The sequence below is a fragment of the Escherichia sp. SCLE84 genome, assembly GCF_012584495.1.
In the GTDB taxonomy this organism is placed as follows: domain Bacteria; phylum Pseudomonadota; class Gammaproteobacteria; order Enterobacterales; family Enterobacteriaceae; genus ECMA0423.
On the sequence record NZ_CP051430.1, the window covers coordinates 1714000 to 1730951 of the forward strand.

A 16952-nucleotide genomic window follows, 5' to 3' on the forward strand; every position below is an offset into this window, starting at 1 on the left:
TAATTACAACAATCTATTGAATTGAAACGCTTTCCTTCGTAATTCGCAACTGGAACACGCACGCTATGAGTAAACCCATTGTGATGGAACGCGGTGTTAAATACCGCGATGCCGATAAGATGGCCCTTATCCCGGTTAAAAACGTGGCAACAGAGCGCGAAGCCCTGCTGCGCAAGCCGGAATGGATGAAAATCAAGCTTCCAGCGGACTCTACACGTATCCAGGGCATCAAAGCCGCAATGCGCAAAAATGGCCTGCATTCTGTCTGCGAGGAAGCCTCCTGCCCTAACCTGGCGGAATGCTTCAACCACGGCACAGCAACGTTTATGATCCTCGGCGCTATTTGTACCCGCCGTTGTCCGTTCTGTGATGTTGCCCACGGTCGCCCGGTAGCTCCTGATGCCAATGAACCAGTGAAACTGGCGCAGACCATTGCCGATATGGCGCTGCGTTATGTGGTTATCACCTCCGTTGACCGTGATGACCTGCGCGATGGCGGTGCCCAGCACTTTGCGGATTGCATTACTGCCATTCGGGAAAAAAGCCCGCAAATCAAAATTGAAACTCTGGTGCCGGATTTCCGTGGTCGTATGGATCGTGCTCTGGATATTCTGACTGCAACGCCACCAGATGTGTTCAACCATAACCTGGAAAACGTACCGCGTATTTACCGTCAGGTACGGCCTGGTGCAGATTACAACTGGTCGCTGAAGCTGCTGGAACGCTTTAAAGAAGCGCATCCGGAAATCCCGACCAAGTCTGGTCTGATGGTGGGACTGGGTGAAACCAATGAAGAAATTATTGAGGTAATGCGCGACCTGCGCCGTCATGGTGTGACGATGTTAACGCTGGGGCAATATTTGCAGCCAAGCCGCCATCACCTGCCGGTTCAACGTTACGTTAGCCCGGATGAGTTCGACGAAATGAAAGCCGAAGCGCTGGCGATGGGCTTTACCCATGCTGCATGCGGTCCGTTTGTCCGCTCTTCTTACCACGCCGATTTGCAGGCGAAAGGGATGGAAGTTAAGTAATCCTGTAATAATTACTTACATCTGTCTGATAAAAAACCCGCTTTTTGAAGCGGGTTTTTTGTATCGAACAAGATATTGAGGGAGCGTCCTGCTCGCCACGTCACTCTTTATGAGAGAGCTTTTCAGCCTGAAGATCAACGTCTGCGCCTTTTTTCGCCGCAGCATCGTCATCATTCATCGCCTTCTTGAACCCTTTAATGGCCGCTCCAAGGTCTCCGCCCAGCGTACGTAACTTCTTAGTCCCAAACAGCAGAACGACCAGCGCCGCAACTACCAGCAGTTTGGTAATACTAATCTCACCCATAGATACCTTCTTGACATATAACCGGCAACAGAACGCGCCTTAAAAACCAGAGAATATTAACGGTCATTCGACGCGCGCACACAATAGCAATCTGTAACAAGGTGAATCAAGCGCCGAGTAAAAAAACATCATAATAATTGCGGCGGCGCAAAGCGACGGTTGTTTAAGACGGGCAGTTGCGCGCGCACCTGACGCACACGTTCGGGCGTCACTTCCGCCATAATGAGTGCAGGCATTTCTGACGCTGCCGCAATGGTGACGCCAAAGGGATCTATAATCCGGCTTTGACCGATATTTTTGTTCCCGCACTCCCCCGCCGCCACCATATAACAGGTGGTATCCAGCGCACGAGCGGCAAGCAACGTTGACCAATGATGCTCTTTGAGCGGCCCGCGAACCCAGGCGGCAGGAAGTACCAGGATTTCAGCTCCCTGTAATGCCTGTGCCAGCGCCAGCTCTGGAAAGCGTAAGTCATAACAGGTCATCAGACCGACCTTCATCCCCTCCACCTCGAGTAACGGAGCGATTTCATTACCAGCATCAACACGGCGTGATTCCTGAATGGCAAATGCATCATAGAGATGCAATTTGGCATAACGGGCGACGATGTTTCCTGCCTGTAGCGCCACCAGCATATTCCATGCGCGCCCCGGCGTTGAAGGAACATGAATCGTCAGAATTGTCGTCATCATGTTACGTTTACTTTCTCGCCGTAAACGTCCGAGGAATTCGCCTTCCAGCAGCTGTGCTGATTTAACCGATAGATCTGCATCATGATCATCGCGCGCCAGCAATGCTTCCGGCAGGACGAACAGCGATACGTCGTTTTCCGCCGCCTGCGCCATCAACGAGGCACAAATCTCAGCGTTCTTTTCCCACACAGATGTAACAGCAAACTGTCCTGCGGCAACCAGCATTGCCACCTCCTGTCAGAGTCGTAAAATTCGCCAACGACGATTATTCGGCGTTACACTTATCACTCATACAAATCAAATAGCAGGATTTTGCAGTGTTACAACTTCTTTTAGCAGTTTTTATTGGCGGTGGTACGGGAAGCGTGGCGAGATGGCTGTTAAGTATGCGATTTAACCCGCTGCATCAGGCGATTCCGTTGGGGACGCTGGCAGCAAACCTGATTGGGGCATTCATCATAGGAATGGGATTCGCCTGGTTCAGCAGGATGACGAACATTGATCCAGTGTGGAAAGTATTAATCACCACCGGATTTTGTGGCGGTCTAACAACCTTCTCAACATTTTCGGCAGAAGTGGTGTTTTTGTTACAAGAGGGCCGCTTTGGCTGGGCGTTACTGAACGTTTTCGTCAACCTTCTGGGGTCTTTTGCCATGACAGCACTGGCTTTCTGGCTGTTTTCGGCCTCAACCGCACACTAAAGACCAAAAAAAAACCCGCTGATTAAGCGGGTTTTGAATTCTTGCTGACGTATCTTACAGAGCGATTACGTTTGCAGCAGAAGGGCCTTTGGCACCGTTAGTGATTTCGAACTCTACGCGCTGACCTTCAGCAAGAGTTTTAAAACCATTAGTCTGGATTGCAGAGAAGTGTACGAACACGTCTTTGCTGCCATCTTCCGGAGTAATGAAACCGAATCCTTTGGACTCATTAAACCACTTAACGTTACCTTTAATCTTAGACATCAAAATTACCTTTACATGAAAAATAGACACAAATGCTGTGTCGGTTACCAGTACACCAATTGTGGTACGCTTTGTCCAGTGCAACTTTACTAAAAAGTGATAAAAGTCGCGTTATTTTTGATGTTACTTATTTTAGCTATTGATTTTAAAGAAGTTACTAAAACTTCATTTGTCTCAAAACTGAAAGCGCATCCAGGCAAAGTACACATTGCCATTGTTGTAGGTACCCGGAATGTAGGTCATCTGAAAAGTCACTGGGCCATAACCCACGGAGGCCAATGGCAGTAGAACCGGGAGAGGGATGTAATTCCAGTTATCGCGTGCCGTTACGCCAGCGGTGAATCCCAGACCTAAATGAAAATTTTCATCCGCCAGCGGTCGCCAGGTACTTTCCCATCCGTATCCGGCAATCGGTTCCCATTTGTTCCACGAGTCCTTAAATGCCATGGCATACAGGCCATGCCAGTTTCCTTTTTCATCCCAACGCGACAGGCCAAAACCGCCACCCCACGGTCGCTCGTTATAGCGATCGGTTTTTTCTTTGTCGTAAGCGAAACGTGCATGCCAGGTGATGGCAGGAATATATAAATCATAATGTTCAGGCTGTTGCCAGGTTTGTGCAATATTTTCTCTAAACGTTGTCATCCACTCATCTGCGTTAGCAAAAACTTTACCAACGCTGATTAACTGAATAAAAACAAAGGAAAAGATAGCGACATATTTACTCACGTTCATTTGTGACCATAAAACATTTATCAAAAATCTACTTCTAGCATAGCAAAGCTACAATTAACATAACCTTAATAGACCCAACATAAAGAATAATCTGAATAGCTGCTCATTTATTTCCGATTGTTCAAGTTAAATATTTCCGCGCATCGATTAAAGATGATGCGTCGTTTTCTGCGATGGGAATAGTCAAAAAAGAAAAACCAAGTCTTTTTTGATGACAAAATGCAATCAAGGAAAAATTATTTTATTTTTTAACGAGATACAACAATCATCTTAACGAAGTATATAATATATATCGTCAACCTGTGCTCATATTAGATTATTTTTTGAGCGCACAGCCGCAGCTAACACCATTGCAATTAACAAATTTGCATCAATCCACCATCAATTTGCACACATTATTATGTGATAATTGCCAACCGCTAAATATGCGTTTTGTTATCTATGTATAAAAACAGCAACTTCAATGTCTTAATGGCAGTTTTTCTTGATTTTAATCAGCATTCATCGACAATTTATTGGGCATATTTTTTCCTTAAGCTTTAGGAATTTTTTATTATTTACTTTGGGGCCTGGAGACAGGAAAAATTATGCTGACATTCATTGAACTCCTTATTGGGGTTGTGGTTATTGTGGGTGTAGCTCGCTACATCATTAAAGGGTATTCCGCCACTGGTGTGTTATTTGTCGGTGGCCTGTTATTGCTGATTATCAGTGCCATTATGGGGCACAAAGTGTTACCGTCCAGCCAGGCTTCAACAGGCTACAGCGCCACGGATATCGTTGAATACGTTAAAATATTACTAATGAGCCGCGGCGGCGACCTCGGCATGATGATTATGATGCTGTGTGGATTTGCCGCTTACATGACCCATATCGGCGCGAATGATATGGTGGTCAAGCTGGCGTCAAAACCATTGCAGTATATTAACTCCCCTTACCTGCTGATGATTGCCGCCTATTTTGTCGCCTGTCTGATGTCTCTGGCCGTCTCTTCCGCAACCGGTCTGGGTGTTTTGCTGATGGCAACCCTATTTCCGGTGATGGTAAACGTTGGTATCAGTCGTGGCGCAGCTGCTGCCATTTGTGCCTCCCCGGCGGCGATTATTCTCGCACCGACTTCAGGGGATGTGGTGCTGGCGGCGCAAGCTTCCGAAATGTCGCTGATTGACTTCGCCTTCAAAACGACGCTGCCTATCTCAATTGCTGCAATTATCGGCATGGCGATCGCCCACTTCTTCTGGCAACGTTATCTGGATAAAAAAGAGCACATCTCTCATGAAATGTTAGATGTCAGTGAAATCACCACCACTGCTCCTGCGTTTTATGCCATTTTGCCGTTCACGCCGATCATCGGTGTACTGATTTTTGACGGTAAATGGGGTCCGCAATTACACATCATCACTATTCTGGTGATTTGTATGCTGATTGCCTCCATTCTGGAGTTCCTCCGCAGCTTTAATACCCAGAAAGTTTTCTCTGGTCTGGAAGTGGCTTATCGCGGGATGGCAGATGCGTTTGCTAACGTGGTGATGCTGCTGGTTGCCGCTGGGGTATTCGCTCAGGGGCTTAGCACCATCGGCTTTATTCAAAGTCTGATTTCTATCGCTACCTCGTTTGGTTCGGCGAGTATCATCCTGATGCTGGTATTGGTGATTCTGACCATGCTGGCGGCAGTCACGACCGGTTCAGGCAATGCGCCGTTTTATGCGTTTGTTGAGATGATCCCGAAACTGGCGCACTCTTCCGGCATTAACCCGGCGTATTTGACTATCCCGATGCTGCAGGCGTCAAACCTGGGTCGTACCCTATCACCCGTTTCTGGCGTAGTCGTTGCGGTTGCCGGGATGGCGAAAATCTCACCATTTGAAGTCGTAAAACGCACCTCGGTGCCGGTGCTTGTTGGGCTAGTGATTGTTATCGTTGCTACAGAGCTGATGGTGCCAGGAACGGCAGCAGCGGTCACAGGCAAGTAAATAGTAATGCCGGAGGCAAGTTTCCTCCGGCTTTATCATGTCACCCACTGTGGTATATGCGTTGCGGTCTGCCAACTTTGCCGTGAACAATTTCAGCAATAATCAGATGGCGGCTGGCGCAATATTCAAGATAACGCCTGGCAGTGGTGCGACTGATGGTCAGTGCCTGCGCCACCGTTTCTGCCGTATGTTGCACACCAGGCTCTTTAAACAGTTTTCGCACCGCGTTTAGCGTCAAGGGATCAATGCCGGTCGGCAGTTCGTCTTTAGGTTCACCGCGAGCATAGGCATTAAACATCTCATCAATTTGCTTCTGGCTGGCGCTATCAATACTTTCCAGCATATGTTTACGCTGGCGGAAACGGGTTAGCGTTTGCCCCAGCCGTTCATAGGCAATGGGCTTAATGAGATAATCAAATACACCACAACGTACGGCTTCAGACACCGTTTCCATATCGCTGGCTGCAGTGGTAAACACCACGTCGCCGGGATAATGCGCCTGCACCAGTTCATGCAATAAATTAATCCCTCTGCCGTCAGGAAGATAGTTATCGAGCAAGATTAGCCCCGGCTTAAAACGCTCGATCATCATTCGGGCCTGCGCCAGGTTTCCCGCCAGTAATATCTGACTGAATCCGGGAATGTGACGAATATATTCCGCATGCATCTCTGCCAGCGGCGTTTCGTCCTCAACGATCAATAGGGTTAATGGAGCTGTCATTAGGTTTCACTTTCGGAATATAGATTGAAAACAAGGTACCGCAGGGATCATTATCTTCGAGAGTGATAACACCACCGCAGCGCGTTACGTAGCTGGCAATCAAGTACAACCCAATGCCATGTTCACCGGGCTCGTCAGCACGCGTACTGACCCCCTGCTCAAATATTTTGTCTCGTAGAGACTCTGGAACGCCGCAGCCCTGATCGGCGACTTCAATCACCACATCATCGCCTTCATCGCTGAGGAATAATTCAACGATCTTGTTTCCTTCATCGCTACGCAGGCTGGCTTCGAAGGCGTTATCAAGTAAATTGCCCACAATGGCTGCAAACTCGGTGCTATCCAGTCCTGGCGGCAGTTGCGAAAGCTGGCTACCGGGGACAATGATCATTTTTAGCCCCAGTTCCCGGGCGCGCTGCACTTTACCAAAAAGCAGCCCCGCCACCTGGCGATCGGCAAACGCCTCACGCAGGCTGTCAATAAGCTGTTGCTGGGCCTGAGACTCCCCCTGCACCATCGCCAGCACGCGATCATACTCTTTCATCTGCAACAGACCATTGAGCGTCGACATCCAATTGAGATGCTCGTGTCGCAATGTACGAAGGCTCTCGACGTATTGTTTTATTTGCGTCAGTTGCGCATTGAGGGTGGAAATTTCGTCTTTACTACGAAAGCTGATAATGGCCCCCAGCAAATCATCACCTGAACGAATAGCTTCCCGATTGGCAATAACGCTCAGACCGTTAAAGTTAGCCACCACATCCTGACGTTTTTCATCAATCTGTTCGGTAAAGAAATCGGCGGGCCTGACCACTTCAGCAATGGGTTTACCCAACCATTGCCGTCCGGGAGAGCTCAGCCCCAGCATCTTTCTTGCGTTACGATTGATGGCGGTAATGTAACCATGCGGATCCACCGCAATCAGCCCTTCATAAACCGAACTAAACAGCGCCTCTTGCTGACGGACCACGCGTGCGATTTGCTTTGGCTCCATGCCCATCATTTGCCGACGGATATGCGCTGCCAGGAACCACGACAGCAACATCAGAATCCCTAACAGCACGACAAACACGCCTGCCATCGGTAATAAAAACTCAGCCCGCCAGCTATCGATTTTACTCACCAGGTAGCCAATCGACACCACGCCGATGACTTTTCCATCGTCATCAAAGATTGGCGTTTTGGCGCGCATCGCCATCCCCATTGACCCTTTCCCGGTAATGAAGTAGCTCTCCCCTTTCTCCAGCGCGCCCTGTTTGGTGAACTGCATAGGATAACCAATTTTCTCCGGATTAGGATGGTAAAGGCGGATCGAGTGCCGGTCCCCAATCACCACATAATCAAAATCGGTATCTCTTTGTAATTTGTTAGCGATGGTCGCCAGCCGTTTGTAGTCACGCGTTTTCACCGCAGAGATGACACTGTCATTGGAGGCAATAATTTTCGCCTGATTCATTGCCATGTCGCGTACATGAAGCGTTAAATAGTCCTCAAAACTGGCCGTAAAATATTGCGCCAGGGCTGCAATGACAAATATTGAGAACACCAGAATCAGCAAAAAGATACGCAGCGGAAATGCCAGTCTTTGGAAAAATGCAAACTGTTTATTCTCGTTAAGCTGCAACATTGTTTTCCTTGCGGGTTGTCCCGAGCCTCTTTGACGGATGTAATTAAAATGTTGAATCAAAATACATAGATATTAATTATGATCGTGGCAAATTTTATTCATTAAATCAATTAAATCACTTAAACCTGCAGGTCATTTCGTAATTACATTAATTAAAAAACTTAAAACCATTAAATAAATAAAAAACCACTAACTCTATGTGAAATAAATCAAAATTTCACGCAGAAATACTCCTTAGGATGTATAGCGAAAGGAGAAAAAGATATACCTCGATCACCCCCCTTTCTCCCAAGTGAAAATAAAAGGTTATCAGTTTGCAACATTGAACAACATTCGTTGCAAATCGATAACAACATGCACCTTCAGGATACTATTTATTATGTTCGGCAATGATATTTTCACCCGCGTAAAACGTTCAGAAAATAAAAAAATGGCGGAAATCGCCCAATTCCTGCATGAAAATGATTTGAGCGTTGACACCACAGTCGAAGTATTTATTACCGTAACCCGCGATGAAAAGCTTATCGCGTGCGGTGGAATTGCCGGAAATATTATTAAATGCGTTGCGATCAGTGAATCCGTTCGCGGTGAAGGACTGGCGCTGACATTAGCCACTGAACTGATAAACCTCGCCTATGAGCGGCACAGCACGCATCTGTTTATTTATACCAAAACCGAATACGAGGCGCTGTTCCGCCAGTGCGGTTTTTCCACGCTGACCAGCGTACCCGGCGTGATGGTGCTGATGGAAAACAGCGCCACGCGACTGAAACGCTATGCCGAATCGCTGAAAAAATTTCGTCATCCAGGGAACAAGATTGGCTGCATTGTGATGAACGCCAATCCCTTCACGAATGGTCACCGTTATCTGATTCAACAAGCTGCGGCACAGTGCGACTGGTTGCATCTGTTTTTAGTCAAAGAAGATTCTTCACGCTTCCCCTATGAAGACCGGTTGGATCTGGTGTTAAAAGGCACCGCCGATATTCCACGCCTGACTGTGCATCGCGGCTCCGAATACATCATCTCCCGCGCTACGTTCCCTTGCTACTTCATTAAAGAACAGAGCGTCATTAACCATTGTTACACCGAAATTGATCTGAAGATTTTCCGTCAGTACCTCGCTCCCGCGCTGGGTGTAACTCACCGCTTTGTCGGTACTGAACCCTTTTGTCGCGTTACCGCCCAGTACAACCAGGATATGCGCTACTGGCTGGAAACGCCGACTATCTCCGCACCGCCCATCGAACTGGTTGAAATTGAGCGGCTGCGTTACCAGGAGATGCCGATATCCGCTTCCCGGGTACGTCAACTGCTGGCGAAAAACGATCTCACGGCTATCGCGCCGCTGGTCCCTGCAGTCACGCTGCATTATTTGCAGAACCTGCTTGAGCACTCCCGCCAGGACGCGGCAGCTCGTCAAAAGACCCCCGCATGAGAAACAGGTGAAAAATGAAAATAAACCAGCCCGCCGTTGCAGGCACCCTTGAGTCTGGGGATGTGATGATACGCATCGCCCCACTCGATACGCAGGATATCGACCTGCAAATCAGTAGCAGCGTTGAGAAACAGTTTGGCGATGCAATTCGCACCACCATTCTGGACGTTCTCGCCCGCTACAACGTGCGCGGCGTACAGCTGAATGTCGATGACAAAGGCGCACTGGACTGCATTTTACGTGCACGACTGGAAGCCCTGCTGGCACGCGCCAGCGGTATCCCGGCTCTGCCATGGGAGGATTGCCAATGATTTCCGCTTCGCTGCAACAACGTAAAACTCGCACCCGCCGCAGCATGTTGTTTGTGCCTGGTGCCAATGCCGCGATGGTCAGCAACTCCTTCATCTACCCGGCTGATGCCCTGATGTTTGACCTCGAAGACTCCGTGGCATTACGTGAAAAAGACACCGCCCGCCGCATGGTTTATCACGCGCTGCAACATCCGCTGTATCGCGATATTGAAACCATTGTGCGTGTCAACGCGCTGGATTCCGAATGGGGTGTTAACGACCTGGAAGCCGTCGTTCGCGGTGGTGCGGACGTTGTGCGTCTGCCGAAAACCGATACCGCTCAGGATGTTCTGGATATTGAAAAAGAGATCCTGCGTATCGAAAAAGCCTGTGGTCGTGAACCCGGCAGCACCGGCCTGCTGGCGGCGATTGAATCTCCGCTGGGCATTACCCGCGCAGTGGAAATCGCTCACGCTTCCGAGCGTTTGATCGGTATCGCCCTCGGTGCAGAAGACTATGTGCGCAACCTGCGTACAGAACGCTCCCCGGAAGGAACTGAACTGCTGTTCGCACGCTGTTCCATTTTGCAGGCCGCGCGCTCTGCGGGTATTCAGGCGTTCGATACCGTCTATTCCGACGCTAACAACGAAGCCGGATTCCTGCAAGAAGCCGCCCACATCAAACAGCTGGGCTTTGACGGCAAATCGCTGATCAACCCGCGTCAGATTGATCTGTTGCACAACCTCTACGCACCAACCCAGAAAGAAGTGGATCACGCCCGCCGCGTCGTAGAAGCCGCTGAAGCCGCCGCTCGCGAAGGCCTCGGCGTGGTTTCCCTGAACGGCAAGATGGTGGACGGTCCGGTTATCGATCGCGCCCGTCTGGTGCTCTCTCGTGCAGAACTTTCCGGCATCCGCGAAGAATAAGGCAATCAAAATGACGCAGAAAATTGAACAATCTCAACGACAAGAACGGGTAGCGGCCTGGAATCGTCGCGCTGAATGCGATCTTGCCGCTTTCCAGAACTCGCCAAAGCAAACCTACCAGGCTGAAAAAGCGCGCGATCGCAAACTGTGCGCCAACCTGGAAGAAGCGATTCGTCGCTCTGGTTTACAGGACGGCATGACGGTTTCCTTCCATCACGCTTTCCGTGGCGGTGACCTGACCGTCAATATGGTGATGGACGTCATCGCGAAGATGGGCTTTAAAAACCTGACCCTGGCGTCCAGCTCCCTGAGTGATTGCCATGCGCCGTTGGTAGAACACATTCGCCAGGGCGTGGTTACCCGCATTTATACCTCCGGCCTGCGCGGTCCACTGGCGGAAGAGATCTCCCGTGGTCTGCTGGCAGAACCGGTGCAAATCCACTCTCACGGCGGTCGCGTGCATCTGGTACAGAGCGGCGAACTGAATATCGACGTGGCTTTCCTCGGCGTCCCGTCCTGCGATGAATTCGGTAATGCCAACGGCTACACCGGTAAAGCCTGCTGCGGCTCCCTCGGCTATGCAATGGTTGATGCCGACAACGCAAAGCAGGTCGTGATGCTTACCGAAGAACTGCTGCCTTATCCGCATAATCCGGCAAGCATTGAGCAAGATCAGGTTGATTTGATCGTCAAAGTTGACCGCGTTGGCGATGCTGCAAAAATCGGCGCTGGCGCGACCCGTATGACCACTAACCCGCGCGAACTGCTTATTGCCCGTAGCGCTGCGGATGTGATTGTCAACTCAGGCTACTTCAAAGAAGGTTTCTCCATGCAAACCGGCACCGGCGGCGCATCGCTGGCGGTAACCCGTTTCCTGGAAGACAAAATGCGTAGCCGCGATATTCGCGCCGACTTCGCCCTCGGTGGTATTACCGCGACGATGGTTGATCTGCACGAAAAAGGTCTGATCCGCAAACTGCTGGATGTACAGAGCTTTGACAGCCATGCTGCGCAATCGCTGGCCCGTAACCCCAATCACATCGAAATCAGCGCCAACCAGTACGCTAACTGGGGTTCGAAAGGCGCATCGGTTGATCGTCTCGACGTGGTGGTACTGAGCGCGCTGGAAATTGACACCCAGTTCAACGTTAACGTGCTGACCGGCTCTGACGGCGTACTGCGTGGTGCTTCCGGTGGTCACTGCGATACCGCGATTGCCTCTGCGCTTTCCATCATCGTCGCGCCGCTGGTACGCGGTCGTATTCCGACTCTGGTGGATAACGTGCTGACCTGCATCACCCCGGGCTCCAGTGTCGATATTCTGGTCACAGACCACGGTATCGCAGTTAACCCGGCACGTCCGGAACTGGCAGAACGTCTGCAGGAAGCGGGCATTAAAGTGGTTTCCATTGAGTGGCTGCGCGAACGTGCGCGTCTGCTGACCGGTGAACCACAGCCGATTGAATTCACCGACCGCGTCGTTGCCGTTGTGCGTTACCGCGATGGCTCGGTGATCGATGTTGTGCATCAGGTGAAGGAATAAGCCATGCACCTGCTTCCTGAACTCGCCAGCCACCATGCGGTGTCAATTCCCGAGCTGCTCGTCAGCCGGGATGAAAGGCAAGCACGGCAACACGTCTGGCTCAAGCGCCATCCTGTTCCACTGGTCTCCTTTACCGTGGTTGCGCCTGGGCCGATTAAAGACAGCGAGGTCACACGCCGAATTTTTAATCATGGCGTGACAGCCTTGCGTGCCTTAGCCGCAAAACAGGGCTGGCAAATTCAGGAGCAGGCTGCACTGGTTTCCGCCAGCGGGCCGGAGGGCATGTTGAGCATTGCCGCCCCGGCTCGCGACCTCAAGCTCGCCACCATTGAGCTTGAACATAGTCATCCTCTCGGGCGGTTATGGGATATCGATGTCCTGACGCCCGAAGGCGAAATTCTCTCCCGCCGCGACTATTCACTGCCGCCTCGCCGCTGCCTGTTGTGCGAGCAAAGCGCAGCCGTCTGCGCGCGTGGAAAAACCCATCAACTGACCGATTTACTCAACCGCATGGAGGCACTGCTGAACGATGTCGATGCCTGCAACGTCAACTAAAACCACAAAGCTTGCGACGTCATTAATCGATGAGTACGCCCTGCTGGGCTGGCGCGCCATGCTGACTGAAGTCAATCTGTCACCGAAACCAGGCCTCGTGGATCGCATTAACTGCGGTGCGCACAAAGATATGGCGCTGGAAGATTTCCACCGCAGCGCGCTGGCGATTCAGGGCTGGTTACCCCGTTTCATTGAATTTGGTGCCTGTAGTGCAGAAATGGCACCGGAAGCGGTACTCCACGGATTACGCCCAATTGGTATGGCTTGCGAAGGTGATATGTTCCGCGCCACTGCGGGCGTAAACACGCATAAAGGCAGCATTTTTTCTTTAGGGCTGCTATGTGCGGCAATTGGTCGTTTGCTTCAACTCAACCAACCGGTAACGCCAACAACCGTTTGTTCTACGGCGGCAAGTTTCTGCCGTGGCCTGACCGATCGAGAACTGCGTACCAATAATTCACAACTGACGGCAGGTCAACGGTTGTACCAACAGCTTGGCCTTACCGGCGCACGCGGTGAAGCCGAAGCGGGTTATCCACTGGTGATCAATCACGCCTTGCCGCATTACCTCACTCTGCTGGATCAGGGGTTAGATCCTGAACTGGCATTGCTCGATACCTTGCTCCTACTGATGGCGATCAACGGCGATACCAACGTTGCATCGCGCGGTGGCGAGGGGGGCCTGCGCTGGCTACAGCGCGAGGCGCAAACATTATTGCAAAAAGGGGGCATTCGAACCCCCGCCGATCTCGATTATCTCCGGCAGTTCGACAGGGAGTGTATCGAACGAAATCTCAGTCCAGGCGGCAGTGCCGACCTGCTGATCCTTACCTGGTTTTTAGCACAGATTTAATTATTTAAGCACTTGATAAATTTGAAAATATTAATTTTCGGAGAACCCGTATGTCTTTAGCAAAAGATAATATATGGAAACTATTGGCCCCACTGGTGGTGATGGGTGTCATGTTTCTTATCCCTGTCCCCGACGGTATGCCACCACAGGCATGGCATTACTTCGCTGTGTTTGTGGCAATGATTGTCGGCATGATCCTCGAGCCAATTCCGGCAACAGCGATCAGTTTTATTGCGGTTACTATTTGCGTTATTGGCAGTAATTACCTGCTCTTTGATGCCAAAGAATTAGCTGACCCAGCGTTTAATGCGCAAAAACAGGCGCTGAAATGGGGTCTGGCTGGTTTTTCCAGCACCACGGTATGGCTGGTATTTGGCGCATTTATTTTTGCATTAGGGTATGAAGTTTCCGGGTTAGGTCGTCGCATTGCCCTTTTCCTGGTGAAATTCATGGGCAAACGCACGCTGACGTTGGGTTATGCGATTGTCATTATCGACATTCTGCTGGCACCGTTTACACCGTCCAACACCGCGCGTACCGGGGGTACGGTTTTTCCGGTCATTAAAAACCTGCCACCGTTGTTTAAATCATTCCCCAACGATCCGTCCGCGCGTCGTATTGGCGGCTATTTGATGTGGATGATGGTCATTAGTACCAGTCTGAGTTCGTCCATGTTTGTCACCGGTGCGGCACCAAACGTGCTGGGTCTGGAGTTCGTCAGCAAAATTGCCGGTATCCAGATTAGCTGGTTGCAGTGGTTCCTCTGCTTCCTGCCGGTTGGGGTTATCTTGCTTATCATTGCGCCGTGGCTTTCCTACGTGCTGTACAAACCGGAAATCACACACAGTGAAGAAGTGGCAACCTGGGCGGGTGATGAACTGAAAACCATGGGTGCGCTGACACGCAGAGAGTGGACACTGATTGGCCTTGTATTGCTCAGCTTAGGTTTGTGGGTTTTTGGCAGTGAAGTCATTAATGCTACTGCAGTTGGTCTGCTGGCAGTTTCGCTAATGCTGGCCCTGCACGTTGTGCCTTGGAAAGATATTACCCGCTATAACAGCGCATGGAACACGCTGGTCAACCTGGCAACTCTGGTTGTGATGGCTAACGGCCTGACTCGTTCTGGCTTTATTGACTGGTTCGCCGGTACCATGAGTACGCACCTGGAAGGATTCTCACCAAACGCAACGGTGATTGTACTGGTTCTGGTGTTCTACTTTGCACACTACCTGTTTGCCAGCCTGTCTGCGCACACCGCAACCATGCTGCCGGTTATTCTGGCCGTCGGTAAAGGTATTCCGGGCGTACCAATGGAACAACTGTGTATCCTGCTGGTGCTGTCTATCGGTATCATGGGCTGTCTGACGCCGTATGCAACCGGTCCTGGGGTGATTATTTACGGCTGTGGCTATGTGAAATCAAAAGATTACTGGCGTCTTGGCGCAATCTTCGGGGTGATTTACATCTCTATGTTGCTGTTGGTTGGCTGGCCGATTCTCGCCATGTGGAACTAATACGTTCGCCAAACGCTGAATAAATCATCACGCCCGCCAGGTAAGCCCACCTGGCGGGCGTGATGATTTAATAGATAGTATTCAGTGTATGTATGAGTTCCACACCCATTATGAAAGCATTCTGGCGTAACGCCGCGTTGCTCGCGGTTTCTCTGCTTCCCTTCTCTTCTGCCAACGCCTTAGCGTTGCAGGCAAAACAGTATGGCGATTTTGATCGCTATGTCCTGGCCCTCTCCTGGCAAACCGGATTTTGCCAGAGTCAACACGATCGAAATCGTAACGAACGAGATGAATGTCGCCTGCAAACCGAAACGACCAACAAAGCTGATTTTCTGACCGTACATGGTCTGTGGCCAGGATTGCCTAAATCGGTTGCTGCCCGTGGTGTTGATGAACGCCGCTGGATGCGCTTCGGTTGCGCTACTCGCCCAATCCCGAATCTACCAGAAGCGCACGCCAGCCGGATGTGTTCATCGCCGGAAACCGGATTATCACTGGAAACGGCCGCTAAACTAAGTGAAGTCATGCCAGGAGCTGGCGGACGTTCCTGCCTGGAACGCTACGAATATGCCAAACACGGTGCCTGCTTTGGTTTTGATCCGGACGCATACTTCGGTACGATGGTACGCCTGAATCAAGAAATTAAAGAGAGCGAAGCCGGAAAATTCCTTGCGGATAATTACGGTAAAACAGTGAGCCGCCGTGACTTTGACGCCGCCTTTGCCAAAAGCTGGGGAAAAGAGAACGTGAAAGCAGTTAAGCTAACGTGCCAGGGTAACCCTGCGTATTTGACTGAAATTCAGATCTCGATCAAAGCTGACGCCATCAACGCTCCGCTTTCTGCAAACTCATTCTTGCCACAACCACACCCAGGCAACTGTGGCAAAACCTTTGTGATTGATAAAGTGGGTTATTAATCATCTGATTTACAAAACACGCTAATTCGTCTTCCATAAACCGTGACGATTAAGAATTATACATAATGCGCTGCATTGAGGAATTCCCTGAATGTGACGCAAATCACTTCAAAGAGTGAGCAACAGTCAGTATCATCATGTGAGTTAAACCCTCGCCGCCTGACGGTGAGGGTTTTCTTTTGGGTATGTTTATCTGCGACACTCGCAGTACCGACGACATGGAGTAAAAATGTCCAGACCAACTATCATCATTAACGACCTGGATGCCGAACGCATCGATATTCTGCTGGAGCAACCCGCCTATGCTGGTTTGCCAATCGCCGACGCGTTAAACGCAGAGTTGGATCGCGCCCAAATGTGTTCGCCAGAAGAGATGCCACACGACGTGGTGACAATGAACAGCCGGGTTAAATTCCGCAATCTTAGCGATGGCGAAGTGCGTGTGCGCACGCTGGTGTATCCGGCAAAAATGACCGATAGCAATACTCAGCTTTCCGTTATGGCTCCGGTAGGTGCCGCACTGCTGGGGCTGCGCGTTGGCGATTCCATTCACTGGGAACTTCCGGGCGGCGTTGCAACCCACCTTGAAGTGCTGGAACTCGAATACCAGCCAGAAGCTGCTGGCGACTACCTGCTTTAATCCCATCTGCACAAGCGATAACTCGCTTTGCCCAGAGGATGCACTCGCATCCTCTTTACGCAAAATCAGCAATTTTTCCTGGTTCTCACTGTTCACTTTTGCTGCAAAATTATTCCGTTTCGTTTGTGGGAATAACCATGGCAGAAGCATTTTACATCCTGATAGGATTTCTGATTATGGCGGCGATTATCGTCATGGCTGTCCTTTACCTCGAAAACCACTCCTGAC

The 16952-nt window shown here is 50.5% G+C and carries 19 protein-coding genes; 13 read left to right on the plus strand and 6 right to left on the minus strand.

Annotation, left to right across the window (positions count from 1 at the left end):
- Window positions 1-65 precede the first annotated feature (65 nt).
- The gene (lipA, locus tag HGD79_RS08540) at window positions 66-1031 is read left to right on the plus strand and encodes a lipoyl synthase (RefSeq protein WP_000042632.1); all 966 of its coding nucleotides are present in this window, start codon (window positions 66-68) and stop codon (window positions 1029-1031) included.
- A 100-nt stretch (window positions 1032-1131) separates the two neighbouring features.
- On the opposite strand, the gene tatE is transcribed toward lipA, so the two are convergent.
- A complete protein-coding gene (gene tatE / locus HGD79_RS08545; protein WP_000503931.1) occupies window positions 1132-1335 on the minus strand; it encodes a twin-arginine translocase subunit TatE in 204 nt (67 codons plus the stop codon).
- A gap of 128 nt (window positions 1336-1463) precedes the next feature.
- Window positions 1464-2252, minus strand: coding sequence for a deaminated glutathione amidase (locus tag HGD79_RS08550; protein ID WP_000959109.1), 789 nt, complete (start codon window positions 2250-2252; stop codon window positions 1464-1466).
- A 92-nt stretch (window positions 2253-2344) separates the two neighbouring features.
- Here HGD79_RS08550 and crcB point away from each other — a divergent pair, with 92 nt between their 5' ends.
- On the plus strand, window positions 2345-2728 hold the full coding sequence (gene crcB, locus HGD79_RS08555) for a fluoride efflux transporter CrcB (protein ID WP_000939738.1): 384 nt from the start codon (window positions 2345-2347) through the stop codon (window positions 2726-2728).
- A gap of 54 nt (window positions 2729-2782) precedes the next feature.
- Here the strand turns inward: crcB and cspE are convergent, their stop codons facing one another.
- Together cspE and pagP are read right to left on the minus strand one after the other, a co-directional pair.
- Window positions 2783-2992, minus strand: coding sequence for a transcription antiterminator/RNA stability regulator CspE (gene cspE / locus HGD79_RS08560; protein WP_000034825.1), 210 nt, complete (start codon window positions 2990-2992; stop codon window positions 2783-2785).
- Window positions 2993-3166: 174 nt separating this feature from the next.
- Entirely contained in the window at window positions 3167-3727 is a 561-nt protein-coding gene (pagP, locus tag HGD79_RS08565; RefSeq protein WP_001103094.1) for a lipid IV(A) palmitoyltransferase PagP, read from the minus strand.
- Between the two features lie 587 nt (window positions 3728-4314).
- Here pagP and dcuC point away from each other — a divergent pair.
- Entirely contained in the window at window positions 4315-5700 is a 1386-nt protein-coding gene (dcuC, locus tag HGD79_RS08570; RefSeq protein ID WP_000955063.1) for an anaerobic C4-dicarboxylate transporter DcuC, read from the plus strand.
- 40 nt (window positions 5701-5740) lie between these two features.
- On the opposite strand, the gene dpiA is transcribed toward dcuC, so the two are convergent.
- A complete protein-coding gene (dpiA, locus tag HGD79_RS08575) occupies window positions 5741-6421 on the minus strand; it encodes a two-component response regulator DpiA (RefSeq protein WP_000126500.1) in 681 nt (226 codons plus the stop codon).
- Window positions 6390-8048, minus strand: a complete 1659-nt coding sequence (gene dpiB, locus HGD79_RS08580) for a sensor histidine kinase DpiB (protein WP_000939766.1) — start codon at window positions 8046-8048, stop codon at window positions 6390-6392. Before dpiB ends, dpiA begins: the two co-directional genes overlap by 32 nt.
- A 379-nt stretch (window positions 8049-8427) precedes the next feature.
- Here dpiB and citC point away from each other — a divergent pair, with 379 nt between their 5' ends.
- The 10 genes from citC (at window position 8428) to yldA (ending at window position 16951) form a co-directional block, all read left to right on the plus strand.
- Window positions 8428-9486: a [citrate (pro-3S)-lyase] ligase gene (citC, locus tag HGD79_RS08585; protein ID WP_000467705.1), complete on the plus strand. Its 1059-nt coding sequence runs from the start codon at window positions 8428-8430 to the stop codon at window positions 9484-9486.
- Between the two features lie 14 nt (window positions 9487-9500).
- Window positions 9501-9797 (plus strand): citrate lyase acyl carrier protein, encoded by a 297-nt coding sequence (gene citD / locus HGD79_RS08590; protein WP_168848361.1) that lies wholly within the window; start codon window positions 9501-9503, stop codon window positions 9795-9797.
- Window positions 9794-10702: a citrate (pro-3S)-lyase subunit beta gene (citE, locus tag HGD79_RS08595; RefSeq protein WP_000622357.1), complete on the plus strand. Its 909-nt coding sequence runs from the start codon at window positions 9794-9796 to the stop codon at window positions 10700-10702. The genes citD and citE overlap by 4 nt, the downstream gene beginning before the upstream one ends.
- Window positions 10703-10712: 10 nt before the next feature.
- Entirely contained in the window at window positions 10713-12245 is a 1533-nt protein-coding gene (gene citF / locus HGD79_RS08600) for a citrate lyase subunit alpha (protein WP_000192245.1), read from the plus strand.
- 3 nt (window positions 12246-12248) lie between these two features.
- The gene (gene citX, locus HGD79_RS08605) at window positions 12249-12800 is read left to right on the plus strand and encodes a citrate lyase holo-[acyl-carrier protein] synthase (RefSeq protein ID WP_000550422.1); all 552 of its coding nucleotides are present in this window, start codon (window positions 12249-12251) and stop codon (window positions 12798-12800) included.
- The gene (citG, locus tag HGD79_RS08610; protein WP_000062457.1) at window positions 12775-13653 is read left to right on the plus strand and encodes a triphosphoribosyl-dephospho-CoA synthase CitG; all 879 of its coding nucleotides are present in this window, start codon (window positions 12775-12777) and stop codon (window positions 13651-13653) included. Before citX ends, citG begins: the two co-directional genes overlap by 26 nt.
- Before the next feature lie 50 nt (window positions 13654-13703).
- Window positions 13704-15167, plus strand: a complete 1464-nt coding sequence (gene citT / locus HGD79_RS08615; RefSeq protein WP_000050323.1) for a citrate/succinate antiporter CitT — start codon at window positions 13704-13706, stop codon at window positions 15165-15167.
- Window positions 15168-15277: 110 nt separating this feature from the next.
- Window positions 15278-16084, plus strand: coding sequence for a ribonuclease I (gene rna, locus HGD79_RS08620; RefSeq protein WP_001297277.1), 807 nt, complete (start codon window positions 15278-15280; stop codon window positions 16082-16084).
- Between the two features lie 229 nt (window positions 16085-16313).
- Window positions 16314-16724, plus strand: a complete 411-nt coding sequence (rnk, locus tag HGD79_RS08625; RefSeq protein ID WP_000089731.1) for a nucleoside diphosphate kinase regulator — start codon at window positions 16314-16316, stop codon at window positions 16722-16724.
- 137 nt (window positions 16725-16861) lie between these two features.
- Entirely contained in the window at window positions 16862-16951 is a 90-nt protein-coding gene (gene yldA, locus HGD79_RS26850; RefSeq protein ID WP_000796528.1) for a small membrane protein YldA, read from the plus strand.
- Window position 16952: the final 1 nt, after the last annotated feature.

What these genes read in the sequence shown, in the direction of transcription:
- lipA (WP_000042632.1), top strand. Translation starts at nt 66, where the DNA reads ATGAGTAAACCCATTGTGATGGAACGCGGTGTTAAATACCGCGATGCC.
- tatE (WP_000503931.1), bottom strand. Translation starts at nt 1,335, where the DNA reads ATGGGTGAGATTAGTATTACCAAACTGCTGGTAGTTGCGGCGCTGGTC.
- HGD79_RS08550 (WP_000959109.1), bottom strand. Translation starts at nt 2,252, where the DNA reads ATGCTGGTTGCCGCAGGACAGTTTGCTGTTACATCTGTGTGGGAAAAG.
- cspE (WP_000034825.1), bottom strand. Translation starts at nt 2,992, where the DNA reads ATGTCTAAGATTAAAGGTAACGTTAAGTGGTTTAATGAGTCCAAAGGA.
- pagP (WP_001103094.1), bottom strand. Translation starts at nt 3,727, where the DNA reads ATGAACGTGAGTAAATATGTCGCTATCTTTTCCTTTGTTTTTATTCAG.
- dcuC (WP_000955063.1), top strand. Translation starts at nt 4,315, where the DNA reads ATGCTGACATTCATTGAACTCCTTATTGGGGTTGTGGTTATTGTGGGT.
- dpiA (WP_000126500.1), bottom strand. Translation starts at nt 6,421, where the DNA reads ATGACAGCTCCATTAACCCTATTGATCGTTGAGGACGAAACGCCGCTG.
- dpiB (WP_000939766.1), bottom strand. Translation starts at nt 8,048, where the DNA reads ATGTTGCAGCTTAACGAGAATAAACAGTTTGCATTTTTCCAAAGACTG.
- citC (WP_000467705.1), top strand. Translation starts at nt 8,428, where the DNA reads ATGTTCGGCAATGATATTTTCACCCGCGTAAAACGTTCAGAAAATAAA.
- citD (WP_168848361.1), top strand. Translation starts at nt 9,501, where the DNA reads ATGAAAATAAACCAGCCCGCCGTTGCAGGCACCCTTGAGTCTGGGGAT.
- citE (WP_000622357.1), top strand. Translation starts at nt 9,794, where the DNA reads ATGATTTCCGCTTCGCTGCAACAACGTAAAACTCGCACCCGCCGCAGC.
- citF (WP_000192245.1), top strand. Translation starts at nt 10,713, where the DNA reads ATGACGCAGAAAATTGAACAATCTCAACGACAAGAACGGGTAGCGGCC.
- citX (WP_000550422.1), top strand. Translation starts at nt 12,249, where the DNA reads ATGCACCTGCTTCCTGAACTCGCCAGCCACCATGCGGTGTCAATTCCC.
- citG (WP_000062457.1), top strand. Translation starts at nt 12,775, where the DNA reads ATGTCGATGCCTGCAACGTCAACTAAAACCACAAAGCTTGCGACGTCA.
- citT (WP_000050323.1), top strand. Translation starts at nt 13,704, where the DNA reads ATGTCTTTAGCAAAAGATAATATATGGAAACTATTGGCCCCACTGGTG.
- rna (WP_001297277.1), top strand. Translation starts at nt 15,278, where the DNA reads ATGAAAGCATTCTGGCGTAACGCCGCGTTGCTCGCGGTTTCTCTGCTT.
- rnk (WP_000089731.1), top strand. Translation starts at nt 16,314, where the DNA reads ATGTCCAGACCAACTATCATCATTAACGACCTGGATGCCGAACGCATC.
- yldA (WP_000796528.1), top strand. Translation starts at nt 16,862, where the DNA reads ATGGCAGAAGCATTTTACATCCTGATAGGATTTCTGATTATGGCGGCG.